Genomic DNA, 20631 nt, shown 5'->3' with positions numbered 1-20631 from the left:
AGCAAGCGGCCCGGATTTGCGGGCTGCCATGATGGTTGTCTTTTCTTGAGGCGAAAGCTTATCGGGGGGCGATCAGGAGCCAAATGAGAATATGCGTATCGAGAAGGATTATTCCACTTCCCAATTGATCGCGGAGATAGTGTTCTCCACATCTCCCTTGATCCTGGCGATGCCTGCCAGTGCCCCGAACATCTCATCCTCGCCCTCGGAAGCGGGGACCAGCTTCACCACGGGCTTGCCGTTCCTGGTAATTATGATGGGGCATCCACTCCGCGAGACCTTGCCCATGACGGCAAGGTAATGAGCCCTGAAATCCGCAGCGTCCATTTTTTCATGGCGATCCCTCGTCCAGAATAATCCACCACCCAGCCCGGGCATTCGATCGCCAGACTAGTGATTGCTGCTGTTGTCGGTCGCGGTGGCACGCACGGAGACGGTGCCGCTGGAGGTGGAGAGGGTGATCTGAGGCGAGTCGGCCTGGGAGGCGTCGCCGAAGCGGTTGTCGACGTTGCCGTCGCGGGCGGTGGCGATGAGATGAAAACGGCTCGCGGCGGGCAGGCTGAGCGATACGTCGGCGTCGCGATTCACCACGGTAATCGGTGCGGTGGGCGGCGTGGAAGCCGCAATGCGAACCGAGTCGTTGCGGTTCACGACCTGCAGCGGGCCGCGGAAGTCCTCGATTTTGATCTCGACATTGCGGGTACGGAGAGTGATGTTGCTGGCGTTGGTGATGGCGATTTCACCGAGATCGTAGGTGAGCGAGCCCGACAGCGCGGCGATGTCGAGGTCGGTGCGGCTGCTGTGGAACTGCAGGCCGCCAGCGAGGTTGGCAAATTGCAGCGAGCCGACGTACTCGCCCTGCAGTAGCGTCGCTCCACTGACGTTGGCGACGGAAATGTCGCCGCCGCCGCCAATGATGCTGACGTTGCCCCGCACGTGAGCGAGTTGCACGGAGCCGTGGCCGGAGTTGATCTGCACGTTGCCGTCGGCGCCGTTGGCGGTGATGGAACCGTGGTTAGTTTGCAGGTCGAGCTCCGCCTTCCACGCCGGAATAGTAATATCGCCGACCGCGACCTGCACTGTCAGCGGCGCGGAGGGCGGCAGCGTGAGTTTCAGATCCGTCCGCACCGTCCGCCGGTCATAGTCGCCGGAAGGCAGCACCAGCCACTGGCCGTTCTCCTGGCGGATTTGCGGCTGCGCCTGCTGAAACAGATCCTGCGCATGACCCTGGTCCTCGGCATGAACCGTATCGGAGACCGATGCGGCGATCGAGCCGGCAGGACCGGAAGTGATGGTCACATCGCCGCGATACCCGCGCACCACTACTACGGGCGGCGCGCCGGGGGCCACGGTGGCGTGGGCGCTCGCGGAAAACTGATAGCTCTCGAGGAAAGGATTCCAGCGGTCAACATTGACACCCCAGTAATCAGCCAGCCGCGACTGCCGGAAATGATAGGCGCCGCTGAACAGCAGCCCACAAACCACCACCACAATCACCAGCACGACTTCGCCGCCCGACAGACCTGTGCGCGTCCGCGCAGGGCGGACAAAGTGCTCGACCAGGCGCGTCAGGCCCCAAAGAATCAGCAGCAGCGGCCAGTAGTTGGCGACCCAGGCACCTACCGGCATTTGCGGTAGCGCATGGCGGACCAGAATCAGCACGCCAACGACCAGCAGCAGCAGCGGAAAGAAAATACTGGCGGCTAGCGGATGCCCCAACGGCCGCGGCAGCAGACGGACGACGAGACCGAGCGCGCCCACGAAGACGAGGAAGGCTCCGACCATGGCGGCCGTAGAGAGCCCGCCGGGCAGCATGTGGACGAACAACAACACGCCAATGGCAATGAGCACCAGCGGCCCGGCGACGCGGCGGAACCGGCAGGCCGGGCAGGAGCACGGGGAAGCAGCGGGCTGGGGGTGGGTGGACATAGGGGCCAGAGGTCAGGGGCCAGGGGGTCAGTGTGGACGCTAGGGTTTAGCTTTCTTTTGCTGCCGGACCAGGACGTAGACGCCAATGGCGATCAGGATCGCCGGCCAGAAGTAGCGCGAGGAATCGTAATAGAAGAAGCCGAGGCTGCGCAGCAGAAAGATCACGCCGATGACGATAAGAATGATGGCAGCGACAGGAGCGTTCACGGTCGAGACGCTACCGAGGTTGAAAACGTCCTGGACCGGCTGGCCGGCTTCCAACTGCTTGGCCGTGCGGTAAGAGTCAATGACCATGTAGAAATAAAACGCCGCAATGGCCAGGCCGAAAAATGTATCCACGGCCCCATTGCCCGAGTTTTCCATGGCGATGAGGAAGGCGAAGATCACCACCTGCACAAAGGCCTTCAGGTACTGGCCGTTGTAGACCGCGCCCACGCCGGGGATGAAGCCCAGCGCGAGCGCCAGCCCGGGACTGGGGACGTGGCCCGCCGGGGGGGCGTACGCAGGCGCCACGGCGGCGGTCGCAGCCGCACCCGCAGTTGGGGCCGGCGCCGGCGGCGTCATGCCCGCCTGGCGTGCCAGACAGTCCTGGCAGTAGATGACGCCGTAAATTTCGCGCTGATCATCGGCGCACAACGGACGGCCGCAGGTGCGGCAGTAGGCCGTGGCCTCGCGGTCGGGATGGAGGTAGCAGTTCATTGGATGGTTCTCCAGAACATATCGGTCGGCAACACATTTTCGGCCAGGTCGGGGCCCGTGGCCGACCCGCGGTCGCTGCGATTATGGCCGCTTCCGGCAGCGCCCGCAGCCGGCGCGGATTGACGCATCTGGTGAATCGCCGCTTCGATTTCGTAGACGACGCGCAAGTCGTGATAATAGGCCACACCACGCGCCCAGGTACGGTTGATATTGCGGGTAATGCTGCTGGTAAGCGCCGCTGGGCTCAACTGCCCGGCGCCGCCGGAACGGAAGACCTGACGCAGGTTGATCTGAGCCGCGTTGAGCAGCAGCGCGATGGCAAAAACCGACATCGCCACGCCCAACGCAAAGCGGGGCGAAGTCAACGAGGCCCAGACGGCAGCCCAGCCGCTGCGGCGGCCCGCCATGGCGGCGCGGACGGCGCGGCGGCCGTGCAGCAGCGGGCTGGCGGGCAGTGTCCGGGCGATGATATTCGCCACCAGTTGCGGCGGCGGCGCGAGATCCGGAAGCGCGGCCAGTTGTGCCTGCGCGCTCGCAACCGCAGCCACCAGTTCGGTGCAGGCGGCGCACTCGCTGACATGCTGACGCGCCAGGGCCGCCAGCGCGTCGGGCAACGTGCCCTCGCGATACTCGCTCAACACGCCTTCGAATTGAGCACACGTCCAAGTTGGCGTATTCGTGCTCATGCTTTGTTCTCCATGATCCCCAGGCTGGGCCGCAGCAGACGTGCCAGCTCGATCCGTCCCCGGTTGATGCGGCTTTTCACCGTGCCCTCCGGAAGCCGGAGCACGGTGGCGATTTCTTTATAATCCAAATCCTGCAAGTCGCGCAAAATAATTGCTTCGCGCAGCTCCGGTGACAGCTTCAACAGCGCCCGTTGCACGTGCTCTTGCACTTCCCTGCCCCAGACCTGGTGGTCGGCGGCACGGCCGGGCGCGGCGAGGGTCGCGGCCACCGGCTCGCCTTCGGCGTTTTCGGTTTCGAGCGGGTCGGTGAGGCGGTCGGGCTTGGAGCGGCGGTAGTGATCGATCAGCAAATTGCGCGTGAGCGTCGTCAACCAAGTGGAAAGCGAACCGACTTCGGCGCGGTAATTGGCCAAATTGCGGAAGAGGCGAATGAACACCTCCTGCGCCAAATCCTCAGCATCGACGGCGCGGCCCGTGAAGCGGAAGCAAAGGTTGTACACGCGGCGCGAGTGCTGGCGCACCACTTCGTCCCACGCCGCCGCGTCGCCGGACAGGCAGCGGTCGACCAAGTGCCGGTCGTTCACGCGCACCTCGGGAAGCAGCGCGGGCGCCACTGCCATCGCGACCGGCCTCTTTGGGCTCGGACGGGCATGCGCCAGAAGTCTCGGGTTGGTCCAAACTGTGGCAGCGCTCACACCTCTATAAACGCAATTTGCAGGGGCTAAGTTCAGTGCAGATCGGTGGAGCGAGGAGAACCTTTATACTTGTTCAGGGCGTATGCCGCGCCGACTCCTCGATGAACCGTAAACGCATTCTTTTCAGCCTCTTACTCGTGGCCGTGGTGGTGCTGTTGATTTGGCAGTTCCATCATAGCCCGGAGTGGAGGCAGTTTAGCTTGGAGAAGGTGTGGGCGGCAACCAGTCAGGCAGAAGGATGGTACATCGTCGGTTCCGTGGTGCTGATCTATGCCAGTTACGTCATCCGCACCTGGCGCTGGCAGGCCCTGATGTCCCCGCCGGGCAAGTTCAAACCAATTCTCAAGGGGACTGTGGTTGGCTTCACCAGCCTGGCCTTCCTGGGGCGCGCGGGCGAACTGGTCCGGCCCTATTATATCGGCCGCAAACACGACAACAAGCTCTCGCCGCAGTTGGTGGTGTGGGTGATGGAGCGGGTGTTTGACATGGTGGGAGTGGTGCTACTGGTGGCGCTGGATCTGGGCCTGTCACCGGCGATCAAGGAATTGACGCGCAACGGCGGATTACAGGGTGCGATTCACAAGGCCGGCATCGTCGTTGTCGCCGGGGTGGCGTTGATCGTATTGATGATGTATTTATTTCATCGCAACGCCCCGCGTTGGCTGGCGTGGCTGCGGCGGAGGCAAGAGCAGCACCCCTGGAGCTGGCGCCGGCGCTATCTGCACTTTCTGGAGATGTTGGCCCAGGGGTTGGAAGGCCTGAAGCGCGGGCGGACCCTGCTGTTCATCATTGCCATGACGCTGGCGTTGTGGATCGTGGTGAGCGGGGTCATGTGGATGGTGGTGAAGGCGTATCCGGACATGCTGCCCGGGTTTGCCCTGTCCGGCGGCGTGCTGTTGATGGGACTGACGGCGATCGGTTCGATCGCGCAGTTACCGGCCGTGGGCGGCGGTTTTCAGGTGGTGACGATTTTCGGGCTGACGAAAATTTTTGGAGCCGACTCCGCGGCCGCTACCAGCGCGGCGCTGATCATCTGGCTGGTGTGCTTCTACGCCATCGCGCCCTGGGGCGTGGGACTGGCGACGCATGAAGGCGTGTCGTGGCGTGGTCTGGAGGAAGAGGCGGAAGACGCGGGGGCAACGGAGGGGTGACAGGGGTCAGGGATCAGGGGCCAGGGGTCAGCGATGCGCGGCGGACCGATGGCATTGCGGACCGCGCGTGGGGTCGAGGGCGCGGGGTCGCCGGGTTCATTGGGGAGCGGGAACTCAGGGCGCTGGTCATGCTGGCGTGTGGAGCGGCGTTGGCGGTGGGCGCAGATGATCCTGCGGTGATGCTGGAAATTGGAAGCTTCAAGGGGAAATCGGCAGTGGCACTGGCGACCGTGGCGCAGGAGTTGGGCTTGCCGCCGTTGGTCAGTGTCGACCCGCATACCGCGCCTGCGGCGACCGACCCGGGGTTGGCGGAGGGGTCGTCGTACGAGGCGTTCTTGGGGGCGATCGAGCGCGCGGGCGTGAGGGAGTGGGTCGAGGTGCATCGGGAGACGTCGGCGGAAGCGGCAAGGAGCTGGGCGCGGCCGATCCGGCTGCTGTGGATTGATGGCGACCATACCTGGGAGGGAGCGCGCGCTGATTTCGATGCCTTTGCACCTTTTCTAGTACCCGGCGGCATCGTCGCGGTGCATGACACGCTGCATTTTTTTGAAGGACCCATCCGCGTCTTTGCCGAGCGCATGCTGAGTGACGACCGCTTCGGACCGGCGGGCTTTTTTCACTCGATTGCCTGGGCACAATATCGTCCTGGTGACGGGGTGAACTGGCAGGCGGAGCGGACGAAATTGAAGCGGAGCGCGGAGCGTTTGCTGCGGCGGGTAACGCCGCCGCAAGCGAATCGCGGCCTGAATAAACTGCGCTACAAACTGGCGGTGGCGCGGACGCCGCACGCGATTCCGGAAGCAGCACAGTGGCTAAGGGCTAATGCGGCAGGGTCGCAGTCCAGTGGGTTAGGACGGTGACGGGCGATTGGCTGGTTGAGGCGAGCTGATCCAGGATGAACTGGCGTCCGCCGGGGAGAACCGCATAATCGGCGGTAGACTCGGTGGCGTCAGCCGCGGGATGGAACGGAAACAGCGCCCGCGGCGGAGAAAAGCTCGGAACTGCGCCCATAGTGACGTTCACCGTCATGAGATGGCCGGCGGAAACGAAGTAGATCTCGCGGCCGTCGGGACTCCAGTAGGGCCAGAAGCCGCCGTGGTAGGAAAGCTGCCATTGGCCGGCGTGGCGCGGAAAATCGGCGACGAAGATGTCCATGGCACTGCCGCCGCTGCCGTCGGACTCGTAGGCGACCCAGTGGCCGTCGGGCGAGAGCGACGAATCAAGCGCACGCGCAGAGGCCGTGGGGTATAGCGTGGGCTTGCCCAGTTGGGCGAGTGGCTCGGGGCCGATGGGAAACGCGTAGATTTGGGTGCCGGGCGAAGCGCCTCCGGTGACATCGACGAGGAGGGTGCGGCCGTCCGGCGTAAACGAGTCGGGCGAGTCGATGGTCCCGCCGCCGAAGACCAGCGTCGCGGGCTGCGAGCCGTCGGACGGTTTGCGGTAGATGGCGTAAGAGCCGTGCAGGTTGGAGCCGAAGTAGATCCAGCGGCCATCGGGCGACCACTCCGGGTCGTTGTTATTGGCATGGTCAAACGTGAAGCGGGTGCGAGCGTTCGTAGCCAGGTCTATCAGCCAGAGATCGGATGCGCCGGGGGTGTCCGGATTGGCGAGCGAAACTGCCAGGCGCTTGCCATCGGGCGATAGTGCGGTGGATTCGTAGCGGCCTGTGGTCCCGAACGTACGCAGGAGCTTGCCCGAGCGATCGACGAGCTGAAGCTGGGACGTGGAAGCAGAGCTGCCGCGATAGGACAGCAGGCCGGAGGCGGAGGCGGTGAGGGCGAGGTATCCAGTCGGTCCGTTGACGTCCGCGGGAGCGGCGCCTTGGGCAATGGGCGTGGGCGCAGCGGTCGTGCGCAGCGTCTTGAGATCGAATTTTTGTGCGACCAGGGCATCGGCGCTGGCGTAGAGGAGATAGCCGTTCGCGTAGATGGCACGGCTATCCGCCGCAGGCATAGCAACGAGGTTGACGGTCGCGGTGGAGCTGAGTGAGCCGAGAGCGACCGCGGAGGGCCCGGAGTAACCTTCGGCATCCAGCAGGAAATGCTGGCCGTCGGGAAGAAATTCAGGCCAGCGTTGGCTGCCCTGATGCGGGCCGAGGACGGTGGCGGGGGCAGGCGTGCCACCGTCAGCAGAGACTTTCATAATTGGCCCGGAGACATCAGGGGCGAAGAGGATGACGCCGCTCGACCCCCAGCTTCCGCCGCGCGCGCCCGCGGAGGAGACGCTGCATAGCGAGCGTACTGCATGGGTCGAGAAGTCGAAACGCTTCAGGGAACCGTTGGCAAAAAAGCCAATGGCAGAGCCGTCGGGCGACCAGAAGGGAAATTGTCCATCGGTTGTCCCGGAGAGCCGCGTTGCCGTGAGCGAATCGAGCGGCCGCAGCCACAGGGACTCGGCGCCGCTGGCATCGGTCGCCGCAAATACCAGGCGGGTGCCATCAGGCGAGAGGGCGAGGCCGTAGGTAAAGTTGCCGCCGGCGGGAGCGTCGATGCCAAACCGAAGGGAGCGGGCGGCGGATGCCGAGGGGCGAAACAGCAGGGCTACGGCAACGGCGATAGCGAGCACGACACAGGCAGTAATCCACGGCCAATGTGGCCGGGTGTCGCGCGCAGCCGTCACGGGGCTGTCCTCCGCAGGTTCGGCCGTGGCTTCGTCGAGCGCGATGCGGGCATCGCCGATGGCTTGCAGGCGCTGGCGCGGATCTTTTGTGAGGCAGCGGACGAGCAGCGCGCGAACCGCAGCCGGTGTTTTGTCGGGCAACTGCGACCAGTCGGGATCCTGTGTGATCAGCGCAGCCAGAATTTCGGTGACCGTTTCCCCATGGAAGGCTTGCTTGCCACTGAGCAGCTCGAACAGGACGCAGCCGAAGGCCCAGATGTCGGCGCGGCGATCCACCGCTTTGCCCTTGGCCTGCTCCGGCGCCATATAAGCCGCGGTGCCCAGAATCACGCCGGGCATCGTCGGCGCATGGGTGAGCGTCGGGGAGTTGTCGAGATCGAAAGCAGTGGTTTCGGCGGCGAGCGCTTTGGCGAGGCCGAAATCGAGAAGCTTGATCTGACCGTCCGGAGTGACTTTGATGTTGGCGGGCTTGAGATCGCGATGGACAATGCCGCGCTCGTGCGCGTACTCAAGGGCTTCGCAAATCTGGCGGGCGAGCGGCAGCGCCTCGCCGAGGGGAAGCGGGCCTTGGAGCGCCTCGCCTTCGATCAACTCCAGCGCGAGGGCGCCGTGTTCAAAGCCGTAAATGGCGGCGATGTGCGGATGGTTCAGCGCAGCGAGCAGGTGCGCTTCGCGCTCGAGGCGTGCGGCGCGCTCTGGGTTGGAGGCCAGCGCCGCAGGGAGAACTTTGAGGGCGACCTCGCGCTGCAGGCGCGTGTCGCGCGCGCGATAGACTTCGCCCATGCCTCCGGCGCCAAGCGGCGCGAGGATTTCATACGAGCCGAGGCGTGTTCCGGAAGCGAGGGGCATGCACCACATGGTAGCAGCGGGGCGGTAGGTTGACTATCGGGTGACCATGACGAGACGCGGCAAGCCGGGTGGCGGTTTGGGGTCGTCCTTTACCGCCGAGCTGCGGCGTGGCTGAGATCGAGGAGTTCGAGCACGTGCAGGACCTGGACCGGCGGGGGCAGAGCTGCCGCGAGCTGAAGAGAACAGCCGGGGTTGGCGGTGGCGAGAATGCAGGCTCCGGTGGCGCGGAAAGCGGCGACGCGGTCGGCCGCAAGCTGCGCGGCAATCGCGGGCTGCTGCAGGTTGTAGATGCCGGCAGAACCGCAGCATTGATCCGAGCGTTCCATTTCCCGCAGCTCGAGCTGCGGAATCTGGCGCAACAGGGTGCGCGGCGCTTCACGGATGCGCTGGGCGTGGGCGAGATGGCAGGCATCCTGATACGTGGCAACGGCGGGGATCGGGCCGAGCAGATCGCGGCGCAGACCGAGATGATCGAGGAATTCGGTGGCGTCCTGCACGCGGGCGGCAAACGCAGCAGCACGGCCGCGCCAAGCGGGATCCTCGTCGAATAACTCGGCGTATTGCTTGAGCTGAGCACCGCAGCCGGAGGCGTTGGAGATGACCACGTCAGCAGGGATGGCCTCCAGCGCCGCAATATTGGAGCGCGCGAGTTGGCGTGCGAACGCGCGGTCACCGGCATGCACGTGCAGCGCTCCGCAGCAGCCGAACGCGGGCGGAACAACCACGTCGCAGCCTTGGCGTGCGAGCACGCGAACGGTAGCACGGTTGAGCTGTGGCAATAGCTCGCATTGCACACAACCGGGAAGGAAAATCACGCGGGCGCGGCGTTCCCCTTCGGCGGGAATGACTTGGCCAGAAGCGGCGAACGGATCCGCATCGAGCGGCGGGCAGAGGCGAGCTTGTGCAGGGCCAAGGCGGTCGATGCCGGTGCGCTGAGCGAACCGGATCAGGCGCGCCGCCGCGCGGCGGCGGCGCGGCCGCGGAATGAGACCGTGCAGCAGCCAGCGCTGCCAGAACTTAAGCGGCTGCTGCTCCAGAAGCTGAGCACGGGTGTACTCGATGATGGCGCCATAGTTGACACCGGAGGGGCAAGCGGTCATGCAGGCGCGACAGTCGAGGCAGCGATCCATGTGCAGGCGGAAAGCGGCGTCGATCTCGATGCGGCCTTGATCGGCTTGAGCGACCTGGTAGATGCGGCCGCGGGGAGAATCGAGCTCTTCGCCAAGCACGCGATACGTCGGGCAGGCGTTGAGGCAGAGGCCGCAGCGGATACAGCGATCGTAGAGGCTGCGGAGATCGTCAGCCACAGTGGTCTCCGTGGAAGATGCCGTCGGGGTCGAGGGCGCGCTTGAGCAGGGGCCAGGGGTCAGGGTCCAGGGTCCCGGGGAACGCACGCGGACGGGGAGAGATGGAATAAAGGCCGAGAGCGAGGCGGCCGTGGATTTCGACCTCCGCGCCAAGAGCGGCGAGGGCCGCGACGGCTTCGGCCGCGGCGTAGGTGACATTCACTGTCGGCGTCGCAGCGGGCAGCGCGCATGCGGAAAATCCGGCCGCACCCAGCTTGCCGAGCTCGGCGCGGTAGCGCGCGCGAACCGCCGCGCTGCCGCAATAGACTACCTCGATCGAGCGCTCCTCGCCACGCGCATGCAGCTCGACCGCGAGCGGCCGCAAGTAAGAGTGCAGCAGCGCGGAGCGGAACGCCTCGACCTGCGGCCAGCTCAGCGTGCTAAACACGGCGCGTTCGACGTCTTGCGGCAACGGAAAAACCTTGAAATTGACGCCGGTGATAATGCCGAACGCGCCGCGGGCGCCGATGACGGGCTTCATCCAGTCATAACCGGCGACGTTTTTGACCACACGGCCGCCGCAGTGAACCAGGCTGCCGTCGCCGGCCACCATTTCCAGACCGATAGTGAAATCGCGGATGGAGCCGAAGCGATGGCGCAACGGGCCGGAGAGATGCTGCGCGAGGACAGCCCCGAGGGTAGTGATCTCTGGGCGCTCAACCTCGAGGGGAACGAACTGTTGGTGCTCAGCGAGAACGGCATTCAACTCGGCCACTGTGCAGCCTGCATCGGCGCCCACCGTAAGATCGCCGGGCTGATAGAAGCGGATGGTGTGCATGGGGCGCAGATCAAGATGCAGATGTGGACAGGAGGTGCTTCGGCGGCAACTGATGCCCGAGACTTTGGCTGCACGCACCGCGCTCGCGGCTTCGGCTGCGGTAGCAACAGTCATAGCGCGCGCTCCTTATATAAGCGGGCGTCGGTGCGGATTTCCGCGCACATGTGGGCGGAGGGCAGCAGCTTGTTCGGGTTCAACAGACCGTTGGGATTGAAGGCGGTTCGGATGCGGGCCATGAAGGCGAGATCTTCGCTGGAGAAGATCCAGGGCATGAGGTCTTGCTTCTCTATGCCGACGCCATGTTCGCCGGTGATGGAGCCGCCCACCGCAACGCAGGCCTGCAGGATTTCGCGGCTGCAGGCGAGGGCGCGGGGCAGCTCGCCGGCGCGCTCGTCGAAAAAGACGAGCGGATGCAGGTTGCCATCACCCGCGTGAAACATGTTTCCGGTGCGGAAGCCATGCCGCCGGCCGATGCCGTCGATCTGCTCAAGCACTTCGGCGATGCGGGTGCGGGGAATGACGCCATCCATCACATAGTTGTTGGGACTGATGCGGCCCATGGCGCCAAACGCATTCTTGCGCCCACGCCAGAGGAGCTCACGCTCGCGGGCATCGGCGGCGACTCGAACCGAGCGGGCGCCGGCGGCGTGGCAGAGTTCGGCAATGCGGGCAGAGTCCTCCGCGACTTCTTCGCGCAGACCTTCGACTTCGATGAGCAGCACGGCGGCTGAATCCATCGGGTATCCGGCGTGAACGGAGGCTTCGATGGCGCGCAGGCAGAAGCCATCCATCATTTCGCAGGCGGCCGGGGTGATGCCGCTGGCAGTGAGCGCCGTCACGGTGGCGGCCGCGTCGGCGACCCGGTCGTAGATCGCAAGCAGCGTGCCGACAGCTTCGGGCAGGCGCGTGAGTCTGAGAGTTATGGCGGTGACCAGCGCGAGCGTACCTTCGGAACCCACCATCAGGCCGGCCAGATCCGCACCGGCGGCGTCGAGGGCCTTGCCGCCGAGCGTGACGACGGAAGCATCGGCCAGAACCAGCTCGAGGCCTGTGATGTGGTTAACGGTCGAGCCGTGCAGGAGCGTGTGCGGGCCGCCGGAGTTTTCCGCCACGTTGCCGCCGAGCGTGCAGGCGCGCTGGCTGGACGGATCGGGGGCAAAGTAGAAGCCGGTGGCCGCGATGGATTGAGAAAACTCCAGATTCACCACGCCGGGCTCGACCACCGCGCGCGCGTTTTCGACGTCAACTTCGAGAATGCGGCGCATGCGGTTGAGCGCGATGATGATGCCGCCTTCGCGGGCCACGGCGCCGCCGGAAAGACCCGTGCCGGCGCCGCGGGCCACCAGCGGAACGCCGGCCGCGCGCGCAGACTGCACAATGGCGACGACCTCATCGCGTGAATGGGGAAAAACGATGACCTCGGGGCGCGCGCGGTCGACGCCGCCATCGTATTCGTAGAGCGTGCGGCTGAGCTCGTCGGCGAGTGCGTTTTCGGCGCCGACGATAGCGGCAAGCTTGGCGCGCAGCGCAGCAGAAACGGCCATGGCTCTGATTATGGCCTACAGAAATGGATTGCGGATCGTGACGCCGGCGATGGTAGCGCCGTGCTGCATGTCCTCCGTCAGAACCTCATGGCAACCGGCCATTGCGGCGGCAGCAACGATGGCGCTATCCCGATAACTAAGCTTGTAACGTGCACAGAGTTCAAGCGCGCGATCGAATACGGCCACGGAGAGGGGGACGGTTGGATAGCGCCGCCAGTCGCGAATGAAGCCCAAGGCAAGTTGATGGCTCAGGCAGCCAGGCCGCGATGAGCGCGTCGCTTGACTATAGAACTCCTGCAGAACCTGAACTGAAAGGACCAGCTCGCACTCGGCAAGGATTTGCTGGGCGCGATCGCGTTTGCCCTTCTCGGTAGGGTGTTCGCTGATGGAATAAATCAGGACGTTGGTGTCAACGAACGAGAGCCCCACTCTCACCGCCGCCGGTAGAGCTCATCGCGGCTCAGATTGTCCGCCGCACGGAAACCGTGGACCTGCTTGCGCAGCTCGATCTCGTCCTGCAAGAGACGCTGGAACTCAGCTTCTTTGGCCTCGTCGTCGAGGGAGCGCAAGTAGCCGGCCACCAGGGCGGAAACAGACGTGTCCATGCGGGCGGCGGCTTCGCGGGCCTTACGGTAAACGTGATCCTCGACCGCGACGGTGATATTCTTCACAGTTTCACAGTATCACAGGCGCGTAGTGCCTCAAGCACGCGATTGTATGCCCAGAGACCGCTTACGCGTCCCACAGCCGCTCGAGAATGGCGAGGACTTCGGGGACGGTGATGCTGTCGATGGAGCCGCTGGCGCGGAGGGCGACAACGGCTCCGTGTGGACGCACGGGAACCGGATCAAACGCAGGGATTTCACCGAGGGTGAGCACGCGCGCGCCCACGGCGGCGGCAATATGAGAAGGACCCGTGGGGTTCGTCAGCACCACGCGGCATGCGGCGAGGGCCGCGGTGAGTTCGGGAATCGAAAGGTCGCGCGCGACCTCGATTCCGGGAATCGCGATCAGAGGGTCGAGAATAGTGGCATCCTCCTCGGGGCCGGCAAAGACGACGACGCGGGTGCCGCGGGCGAGCCAGGCGCGGGCGACTTCCGCAAAGCGGTCCGGCGGCCAGCAGCGGCTGGGGTGACCCGCACCGGGACAAATACCTAAAATCGAAGGGCCAGGGTTCAGGGGACCTGGGCCTGGTGGCGGCGTAAGAGCAGGGATGCGGTCAAGAGGAGAAACCTGGATGCCAAGCGGCTGCAGGACTTGGCAGTAGCGATCGACGAGGCGGCCGTAGGGGTCGTCGGGCGGGGGCGGGCGGTTAATCAAGGACGGAATCGAGCGCGTGGGGCGCAGCATTGCCACGCGATTCGGGATTCGGGCAAGAAAGGCCAGCCAGTTGGTTTCCTTGTAGGAATGCAGGTCGACGGAAAGATCGAAGCGGCCGAGGCGGAGCCGGAGAAGCAGCGCCGGAACCGCATAGAGAACAACCCAGCGCCGCCGCTTCCAGCGCACGCGATCTACAGGCAAGGTCTCGAAACCGGCAAGGCGAAAGATGGCGTCAGGGCCGAGAGCGGCCAGCACCGTAAGCTGCGCCCGCGGAAAACGCGCGCGCAGGGCACGGGCAGCGGGCAGCGCCATCACGGCATCGCCAAGCTGGCCGAAATCGATCAGCAGGATCCGCTTCGGCGTTTTCATTCGCCCATAACCTTGATCACTACGCGCTTGCGGCGCTGGCCGTCGAACTCGGCATAGTAGATTTGCTGCCAGGGACCGAAGTCGCATTTGCCTGCGGTGATGGGAACGATGACTTCGTGGTGGACGAGCAAACTCTTGAGGTGCGCGTCGCCATTGCTTTCGCCGGTACGGTGGTGATGGTAGTTGGCGTTGAACGGCGCCAGGCGCTCGAGCCAGGCGTCGATGTCTTCCAGCAGCCCGGATTCGGCATCGTTGACCCAGACGCCGGCGGTGATGTGCATCGCCGAAACCAGCACCATGCCTTCCTCCACGCCCGATTTGCGGACTTCTTCCTCGACGCGATCGGTAATGTTGATGTACTCGCGGTGCTGGCGGGTCTGGAAGGTGAGATAAGCGGTGTGGGTTTTCATATCAGCGACAGGCCTCCATCCACAACCAGGGTCTGGCCCGTGAGGAAGCGGTTGCAGGTGGCCAGATAGAGCACCGCGTCAGCGACGTCCTGCGGCGTACCGGCGCGCTGCAGTGGGGTGCGGTTGCGCATGTGTTGCTCCCAGGCATTGAGCCCATCGCCGAGCGCGATCAGCCCGGGCGCGACGGCATTGACCTGAATCTCCGGCGCCAGAGCGCGGGCCATGGCGCGGGTGAGATGCGCCAGCCCGGCCTTGGACGCGCAATAGTGGGCGTGCGTGGGGAAGGCGCGCAGCGCGCCAATCGAGGTGAGGTGAATGATGCGTCCGGCGCCGGCCGCGCGCAAATGCGGAATGGCCGCGCGGCTGACGAAAAATGGCGCCGATAGATTCGTCGCCAGCATTTCGTCCCACTGTCCGTCGGTAATGTCGGCGAACTCGACGGCTTCGTAGCGGCCAACGTTATTCACGACGATGTCGAGCCGGCCCAGGGTGGCGTGCAAAGCTTCGACTGCGGCACCGGCGGCCGCGCTGTGACGCAAATCGGCGCGCACCGCAGCCGCACGGACGCCGCGCGCGCGCAGCTCCTGCTCCAGCTCGGCCGCCTCAGCACCGGCGCTGCGGTAAGTAAAACCGACATCGGCACCGGCATCGGCAAGCGCCAGCGCCATGGCGCGGCCGATGCGGCGCGCGCCGCCGGTAACGAGGGCGGCTTGACCGCGCAAGGATCGGGAGGACGACACGGAACTATGATCCCATGACCGGCGAGAAGATGGAGCGAGGAGTTGGCTTTGTGGAGGACAACTGAACGACTCACAGATTTGCGAACTGACCACTGCGGTGATGGGCGCAATGAGCTTCGTGCAGAAAAGCCGGCGGAGCGATGGAGCTTTTGCCGGGATCGTTGGACCTCTTAATCTTGCGTGCATTGCGCGCGGGGGGGGCGCATGGCTATGGTATCGCCGCGCGGCACACTGCTGCGGCAAGTTGTCGGCCGCGGCATGGCGTTGGCCGTGATCGGAGTGGCGCTGGGGCTACTGGTTTCGATTCCGCTGGGCAAGACCGCGGCGAGCCTGCTGTCGGGGGTGAAACCGAACGATCCTACAACGCTCGCCGGAGCGGCCATAGCCATGCTCGTCATCGCTGCCATCGCTTGCCTCGGGCCCGCGCTGCGGGCGACCCGGGTGGACGCCGCTTCAGCCTTGCGTGCAGAATGAGGGCATGTGGTACGTGCTGCAGCATGCTGAATGGGAGGGACCGGGGATCATTGCCGAGGCCCTGGCCGCGCACGCGATTCGGTTCGAGATCGTAAGATTGGACCGTGGCGCCGCCGTTCCCAAGGCGAGTAACCTCGACGGTCTCGTCGTCATGGGCGGGCCGATGGGGGTGTATGAGGCAGCAGACTATCCGTTCTTGGCAGCCGAGCAGAAGCTGATTGCTTCCTGTGTAGCGGGCGGACGGGCGGTGCTCGGGGTTTGCCTGGGCGCGCAACTACTGGCCGCCGCACTCGGTGCGCCTGTCATTAAAGGCCCGCAGATGGAAGCCGGCGAAGGCTCGGTGGTGCTGACCGGGTCAGGTCGTCAAGATCCGGTGCTAGGCGGCGGAAAGGGCGAGTTGCCGGTGGTGCATTGGCATCAGGACACGTTTCCGCTCCCCCAGGAAGCCACACTCCTCGCCTGCAGCCGCCTGTATGAGCAGCAAGCGTTCCGCCTAGCGCGAACGGTGTACGGACTTCAATTCCACTTGGAGCTGAGCCGTGAACAAGCGGACGACTGGCGCAACCGCGGCCTAACGATTACGCGCGAATACGAGCAGCGCGTGCGCGCAGTGGGCGAGCGGGTATTCGACAATTTCATTCATTTGGCCGTGGCCGGCGGCTGAAGCCACCGCTAAACTCGAAACATGGAAGCAGGCTCGTTTTGTTGGGTCGAGTTGGCCACGCCCAATCCGGCGGAAGCGCAAAAGTTCTATAAAAAACTTTTCGGCTGGGAGGTACAGCAGCCGTCCGACGCCAAACATATGTACACGCTCTTCGCACGCGGCGGCGATACGGTGGCCGGATGTTTCCAGCTCCCCGAGGAGCTGCGCAAGCAGGGCGTTCCGCCGCACTGGCTGGTGTACGTGGCCACGCCGAATGCCGATGCCGCCGCGCAGCGCGCGGCGAGGCTGGGCGGAAAAGTGGTCCGTAGCGCATTCGATGCGCAGGACCTCGGCCGGCTGGCGGTGCTTCAAGACCCGGCTGGAGCGGTCTTCGCCGTTTGGCAGGCGCTGCGCTTTGCCGGTTTCAGCGCACAAGACGACAATGCCTTCGATTGGGCTGAGTTGATTACGCCCGATCGGAAACGTGCCAGCGAGTTTTACGGCGAATTGTTCGGCTGGCAAATCGAGAGTGCCAACGAGCGCGGCTACCGCCAGATCAACAACGGCGGTCACGGCATCGGTGGCATTCCCGCGGCCAGCGAACGTGATCCGCAGGCGCCACCGCACTGGCTGGCCTGGTTTCAGGTTGTCGATTGCGACGCCAGCGTGGAGGATGCTGAAGGCAACGGAGCACACACGCAACTCCGCCCCAGCTCCCTTGAGGGCGTCGGTCGCATCAGCATTCTGCAGGATCCTCAGGGAGCTGCATTTGCGCTGACGGCGGCAGTTTAGAGGATCCCTGAGCGGGCCACTTACGCCGCCTTCTTGATTTTTTTATTGATCTTCTGGACCTTCTCCTTGGCTTTGCCCCAGGTCTTCAGCGCTTTCCCCTGAGCTTGCTTGGCAGCGCCTTCGATCTGCTTGCCCTTGTCGTCGGTGAGTTCACCCGCGCCACGCTCGATGCCGCCCTCGGCATCCTTGGCTGCACCTTCCCATTCCTCTTTTTTTCCACTCGTCATGTTTCCCTCCTGCCAGAATGAGTTGGATGCCGGCGGCTGAGGCCAAAACGGATTTTCTGGAACCGCACCGTCCTTTACATCTGTGGGGACGTTCGCTGGTAGTGCTGGCGCTGGCCTGGATCGCCGGTTACGTGGATACGGTGGGCTTCCTGGCGCTGATTGGGGTCGCCACGTCTCATATGAGCGGCAACACGGCCGCGCTGGGGCGTTACTTTGCCGTAAAGGATTGGGGACAAGCTGCGCAGCATGGCTGGCCCCTGCTTGCCTTCGTCATCGGACTGATTGGCGGCGCCACACTGACCGAGCTGGCGCGGCGGTGGGGCTACCACTCCCGCATGTCGCTGGTGATGCTCGTCGAGATCACGCTGCTGGTGATCATCGCGTATGCCAACCCGCAACAGGCCGCCTCGACCGCCTGGCTGGGATTACCGGCCATCGCCATGGGTATGCAGACGGTAACCGTCACCCGCATTGGCGAGCAGCGCGTCTACTCCACTTACATCACCGGAAGTCTGTCGAAGTTTGGCGAAGCGCTCGCAGGCTATGGTTTCTGGGTTGCCGACCGGTTCCAGGCTCGGCGCGGCGGCGGCGGCAACGACCGGCGTGGATGGCTGGAGCAGGCCCAGGGCAACAAACTCATGCAGCATCTACTCCTCAATTTCGGACTTTGGAGTTTGTTTTTGATCGGCGCGATCAGTGGCGCCAATGTGGAAGCTGCGCAGGGTCTGTACGCCCTCTGGTGGCCGATCTTCGGGCTGGTGTTGCTGGTGTTGCTGGACTGGCGGCACCCGATTTCCCCGATCAAAAAAGGTGAGCCGTTGGGCTTTGAGGCGTAGCCGCTGTTCTGGAGGCCAGGCTAGTTCTGGCGCAAAGCTTCGGCGGGAGCGATGCGGGCAGCACGCAGTGCGGGAACGTAGCAGGCGAGGACGCAGGCCGCGAGCAGCACGCCAGCGGCCAGGATGAACGCGACGGGGTTAGCCGGTTTTGTCTGATAGAGCTGACTGGCAATGAGCTTGCCCGCCGCGAGCGCGGCGATGAGGCCGCAAACTATGCCGATAATACCGAGGCGCAGGCCGCGGCCGATGACCATGCCCAGAACCGAGCTGCGCGAAGCACCGAGCGCGACGCGCACGCCGATCTCCCGCGTGCGCGCCGTCACCAGATACGACATCACCCCGTAAATGCCGGCGACGGCAAGCAGCAAAGCAAGCGCAGCAAAGCCGGTCATGAGCCATTCTTGAAAAGCCTCACCGGCGACTGAGGCGCCGGCCACCTGATCCATAGTCTGAATACCGTAGAGCGGCAAGCTGGCGTCGATGCCGGCAACCGTGCGCCGCAAATCGGCAGTCACCGCGGCCGCAGGAAGTGAGGAGCGGAGTTCAACGTAGAAGCCGGTATCCATGTTTCCCAAGGGGAAGTAGGTCACCGGCCAGGGAGCCTCTCCCAGTTGATTGACCGCAACCGTGCCCACCACGCCTTTGATCGTCAGCCAGGTTCCCCACCCCTGGAATCGCTTGCCGAGCGGATTCCGGCCGGGCCAGAAATGATCGGCCATAGCCTGATTGACGACGACCTGAAGGTGGTAACTGGCCATCTGAGCGGCGGTCAACTGCAGCGCCCCACCGCGGCCAAAGGCGGCTGTGATGAAGTGATCCCAGGCTTGCACATCGGCGGACGTGTAGGTGCTGCCACGCAGGAGCGGGATTTGCATGGTGGCGAAATAGCTCGGCGTGGCGCGGACCCACTCGACCAGGGTCTTGCTTTGTGTGCTCTCACCCGGAAGAGTGATGTAGCCGTTGCTTTCGCCGTTGAGGGGAATGGACCCCGAGGTCGCCGCTTGCGTGATGCCGGGCAGGGCACGCAGGCGGGCGAGCAGGGTGCGATGGAATTGAATGACGGCGGGGCTTTTATAGCGCGCATCCGGCAGGCTGAGCTGAGCGATCAGCAGGTGGTTGGGGTTGACGCCGAGGGCGCTGTTGCGCAAGCGGGAAAAACTTTGCATGAACACTCCAGCGGCGACGACCAGCAGCATCGAGAGCGCCACTTCGGCGATGATCAGCCCATCGCTGAGCCAGCGGCGGCGGCGTCCTGCGCCGGCCAGCGTGCCCGCGCCGCTGAGCTCGTCGCTGAGGCGGGGATGCGAGAGCTGCAGCGCCGGCGCCAGGCCAAACAGAATGCCGCAAACCATGGCCAGCACGACCGTGAACGCCAGCACTGTGCCGTTCACCGCGATGGGGTTGACTTGGGGCAGCGTGAACGCGCTCAAGCCAACCACCGCACGGATCCCGAGCCAGGCAAGCATGGCGCCGAAGGCGGCGCCGAGCAGCGAAAGCAATACGGATTCGGTGAGCAACTGGCGCAGGATGTGACTCCGGCGCGCGCCCAGCGCCAACCGGATCGAGATTTCCTTTTGCCGTCCGAGAGCACGAGCCAACAGCATATTCGCCAGGTTGGCGCAGGCAATCAGCAGCACCAGGGCGACGACGCCGAGCAGCGTCAGCAGTGACGCGCGCTGCGGCGCACGCACCATGCGGTCGCGCAGAAGATCGAGTTTGGCGCCCGTAGTGGCGTTTGAGTCTGGATATTGCTGCGCCAGGCGCGCCGCAATGGCCGAGATTTCGGCTTGCGCCTGCGCCAGCGTGACGCCGGGCTTCATGCGGCCGATAGCACTGAAGCTGTGGTTGCCGCGCTGGCCAAGATACGGCGCAGTGAGCGGCAGGGGCCTCCAAAGCTGGGCTCTGTTGAAGTAGCCCGACAGCCGAAATTTCGCGGCAGTCACGCCGATGATGGTGTAGCTTTTACCGTCGAGCGTGATCGCACGGTTGAGGACGCTGCGCGCGCCGCCGAACTGCGATTTCCAGAAGGCGTAGCTGAGGACCGCGACGCTATCGCTATCTCCCGGCTGGAACATGCGGCCGAGAGCGGCCTGCACGCCAAGCACCTGGAAGAAATTCGCCTCCGCTGGAACCATAGCCACCTGCTGCGGCGCGCCGTTGCCGGTGAGATTGACGTTGTGCGGATAGTTGTACAGCGTCATCGCCGCGAACAGCTTGCTCTGGCGCTGCCAATCGGGGAAATCGGGACCGGATAACGGGTAGCTTCCCGGCGCGCGCTCGGTTTCGTACATCTGGACGAGCTGCTGCGGATGCGCATAGGGCAGCGGCTGCAGCAGGATCGCATTGATCATGCTGAAGATAGCGGTGTTGGCGCCAATGCCCAGCGCCAGCACGACGACCGCCAGAATCGTGAAGCCGGGCGAGCGGCGTAGCATGCGGACGGCGAAGCGAAGGTCTTTCCCCATGGTCCTGTTCTCTAATACGCAGGAACCCGGCAAAAGTGCGGCGGTTACCGAAAACTTTT

22 protein-coding genes are annotated in these 20631 nt (G+C 64.5%); 6 read left to right on the top strand and 16 right to left on the bottom strand.

All coding sequences use genetic code 11. The features are described from left to right. Positions 1-108: 108 nt before the first annotated feature. Genes EPN33_15080 through EPN33_15060 form a run of 5 tightly spaced genes read right to left on the bottom strand, consistent with a single transcriptional unit; the run spans position 109 to position 3934 of the window. Positions 109-378 (bottom strand): type II toxin-antitoxin system Phd/YefM family antitoxin, encoded by a 270-nt coding sequence (locus EPN33_15080; protein ID TAN20687.1) that lies wholly within the window; start codon positions 376-378, stop codon positions 109-111. Positions 379-390: 12 nt separating this feature from the next. Continuing rightward, complete coding sequence (locus EPN33_15075) at positions 391-1929, bottom strand: hypothetical protein (GenBank protein TAN20686.1); 1539 nt, start codon at positions 1927-1929, stop codon at positions 391-393. Between the two features lie 39 nt (positions 1930-1968). Further along, the gene (locus EPN33_15070; GenBank protein ID TAN20685.1) at positions 1969-2628 is read right to left on the bottom strand and encodes a hypothetical protein; all 660 of its coding nucleotides are present in this window, start codon (positions 2626-2628) and stop codon (positions 1969-1971) included. After that, positions 2625-3314: a zf-HC2 domain-containing protein gene (locus EPN33_15065; protein ID TAN20684.1), complete on the bottom strand. Its 690-nt coding sequence runs from the start codon at positions 3312-3314 to the stop codon at positions 2625-2627. The genes EPN33_15070 and EPN33_15065 overlap by 4 nt, the downstream gene beginning before the upstream one ends. Continuing rightward, the gene (locus EPN33_15060; GenBank protein TAN20683.1) at positions 3311-3934 is read right to left on the bottom strand and encodes a sigma-70 family RNA polymerase sigma factor; all 624 of its coding nucleotides are present in this window, start codon (positions 3932-3934) and stop codon (positions 3311-3313) included. The genes EPN33_15065 and EPN33_15060 overlap by 4 nt, the downstream gene beginning before the upstream one ends. A 176-nt stretch (positions 3935-4110) precedes the next feature. Between EPN33_15060 and EPN33_15055 the strand changes: the two genes are divergently transcribed. Beyond that, positions 4111-5160, top strand: a complete 1050-nt coding sequence (locus EPN33_15055; protein ID TAN20682.1) for a flippase-like domain-containing protein — start codon at positions 4111-4113, stop codon at positions 5158-5160. Beyond that, positions 5157-6020, top strand: coding sequence for a class I SAM-dependent methyltransferase (locus EPN33_15050; GenBank protein TAN20681.1), 864 nt, complete (start codon positions 5157-5159; stop codon positions 6018-6020). Before EPN33_15055 ends, EPN33_15050 begins: the two co-directional genes overlap by 4 nt. Here the strand turns inward: EPN33_15050 and EPN33_15045 are convergent. The 9 genes from EPN33_15045 to EPN33_15005 form a co-directional block, all read right to left on the bottom strand. Continuing rightward, positions 5980-8637, bottom strand: a complete 2658-nt coding sequence (locus EPN33_15045) for a serine/threonine-protein kinase (protein TAN20680.1) — start codon at positions 8635-8637, stop codon at positions 5980-5982. The two genes, EPN33_15050 and EPN33_15045, sit on opposite strands and share 41 nt — an antisense overlap. 80 nt (positions 8638-8717) lie before the next feature. Continuing rightward, a complete protein-coding gene (locus EPN33_15040; GenBank protein ID TAN20679.1) occupies positions 8718-10133 on the bottom strand; it encodes a (Fe-S)-binding protein in 1416 nt (471 codons plus the stop codon). After that, a complete protein-coding gene (locus EPN33_15035; protein TAN20678.1) occupies positions 9928-10866 on the bottom strand; it encodes an FAD-binding oxidoreductase in 939 nt (312 codons plus the stop codon). Before EPN33_15035 ends, EPN33_15040 begins: the two co-directional genes overlap by 206 nt. After that, entirely contained in the window at positions 10863-12296 is a 1434-nt protein-coding gene (locus EPN33_15030) for an FAD-binding protein (protein ID TAN20677.1), read from the bottom strand. The genes EPN33_15035 and EPN33_15030 overlap by 4 nt, the downstream gene beginning before the upstream one ends. Before the next feature lie 15 nt (positions 12297-12311). Then, on the bottom strand, positions 12312-12731 hold the full coding sequence (locus EPN33_15025) for a PIN domain-containing protein (protein TAN20676.1): 420 nt from the start codon (positions 12729-12731) through the stop codon (positions 12312-12314). Further along, positions 12728-12967, bottom strand: coding sequence for a hypothetical protein (locus EPN33_15020; GenBank protein ID TAN20675.1), 240 nt, complete (start codon positions 12965-12967; stop codon positions 12728-12730). Before EPN33_15020 ends, EPN33_15025 begins: the two co-directional genes overlap by 4 nt. Before the next feature lie 61 nt (positions 12968-13028). Then, on the bottom strand, positions 13029-14072 hold the full coding sequence (locus EPN33_15015; protein TAN20674.1) for a hypothetical protein: 1044 nt from the start codon (positions 14070-14072) through the stop codon (positions 13029-13031). Beyond that, positions 13982-14395 carry a YjbQ family protein gene (locus EPN33_15010; protein TAN20673.1) on the bottom strand — a complete coding sequence of 138 codons (414 nt, stop codon included), beginning with the start codon at positions 14393-14395 and terminating at the stop codon, positions 13982-13984. Before EPN33_15010 ends, EPN33_15015 begins: the two co-directional genes overlap by 91 nt. After that, complete coding sequence (locus EPN33_15005; GenBank protein TAN20672.1) at positions 14392-15321, bottom strand: SDR family oxidoreductase; 930 nt, start codon at positions 15319-15321, stop codon at positions 14392-14394. The genes EPN33_15010 and EPN33_15005 overlap by 4 nt, the downstream gene beginning before the upstream one ends. Before the next feature lie 18 nt (positions 15322-15339). Between EPN33_15005 and EPN33_15000 the strand changes: the two genes are divergently transcribed. From EPN33_15000 to EPN33_14990, 3 genes are read left to right on the top strand one after another with little or no spacing between them, the layout of a single operon-like run. Then, positions 15340-15609: a hypothetical protein gene (locus EPN33_15000; protein ID TAN20671.1), complete on the top strand. Its 270-nt coding sequence runs from the start codon at positions 15340-15342 to the stop codon at positions 15607-15609. 4 nt (positions 15610-15613) lie between these two features. Continuing rightward, on the top strand, positions 15614-16273 hold the full coding sequence (locus tag EPN33_14995; protein ID TAN20670.1) for a type 1 glutamine amidotransferase: 660 nt from the start codon (positions 15614-15616) through the stop codon (positions 16271-16273). A 21-nt stretch (positions 16274-16294) separates the two neighbouring features. Next, entirely contained in the window at positions 16295-17044 is a 750-nt protein-coding gene (locus EPN33_14990) for a VOC family protein (GenBank protein ID TAN20669.1), read from the top strand. A 20-nt stretch (positions 17045-17064) separates the two neighbouring features. On the opposite strand, the gene EPN33_14985 is transcribed toward EPN33_14990, so the two are convergent. Continuing rightward, positions 17065-17271: a CsbD family protein gene (locus tag EPN33_14985; protein TAN20668.1), complete on the bottom strand. Its 207-nt coding sequence runs from the start codon at positions 17269-17271 to the stop codon at positions 17065-17067. 17 nt (positions 17272-17288) lie between these two features. On the opposite strand from EPN33_14985, the gene EPN33_14980 reads away from it, so the two are divergent. After that, on the top strand, positions 17289-18107 hold the full coding sequence (locus EPN33_14980) for a DUF1275 domain-containing protein (GenBank protein ID TAN20667.1): 819 nt from the start codon (positions 17289-17291) through the stop codon (positions 18105-18107). A gap of 20 nt (positions 18108-18127) precedes the next feature. Here EPN33_14980 and EPN33_14975 read toward each other — a convergent pair whose 3' ends face one another. Continuing rightward, the gene (locus EPN33_14975; protein ID TAN20666.1) at positions 18128-20572 is read right to left on the bottom strand and encodes an ABC transporter permease; all 2445 of its coding nucleotides are present in this window, start codon (positions 20570-20572) and stop codon (positions 18128-18130) included. Positions 20573-20631 lie beyond the last annotated feature (59 nt).

Source organism: Acidobacteriota bacterium, from assembly GCA_004299485.1.
Taxonomy (GTDB): Bacteria; Acidobacteriota; Terriglobia; order Terriglobales; family SCQP01; genus SCQP01.
This window is presented reverse-complemented; position numbering and strand designations above follow the sequence as displayed.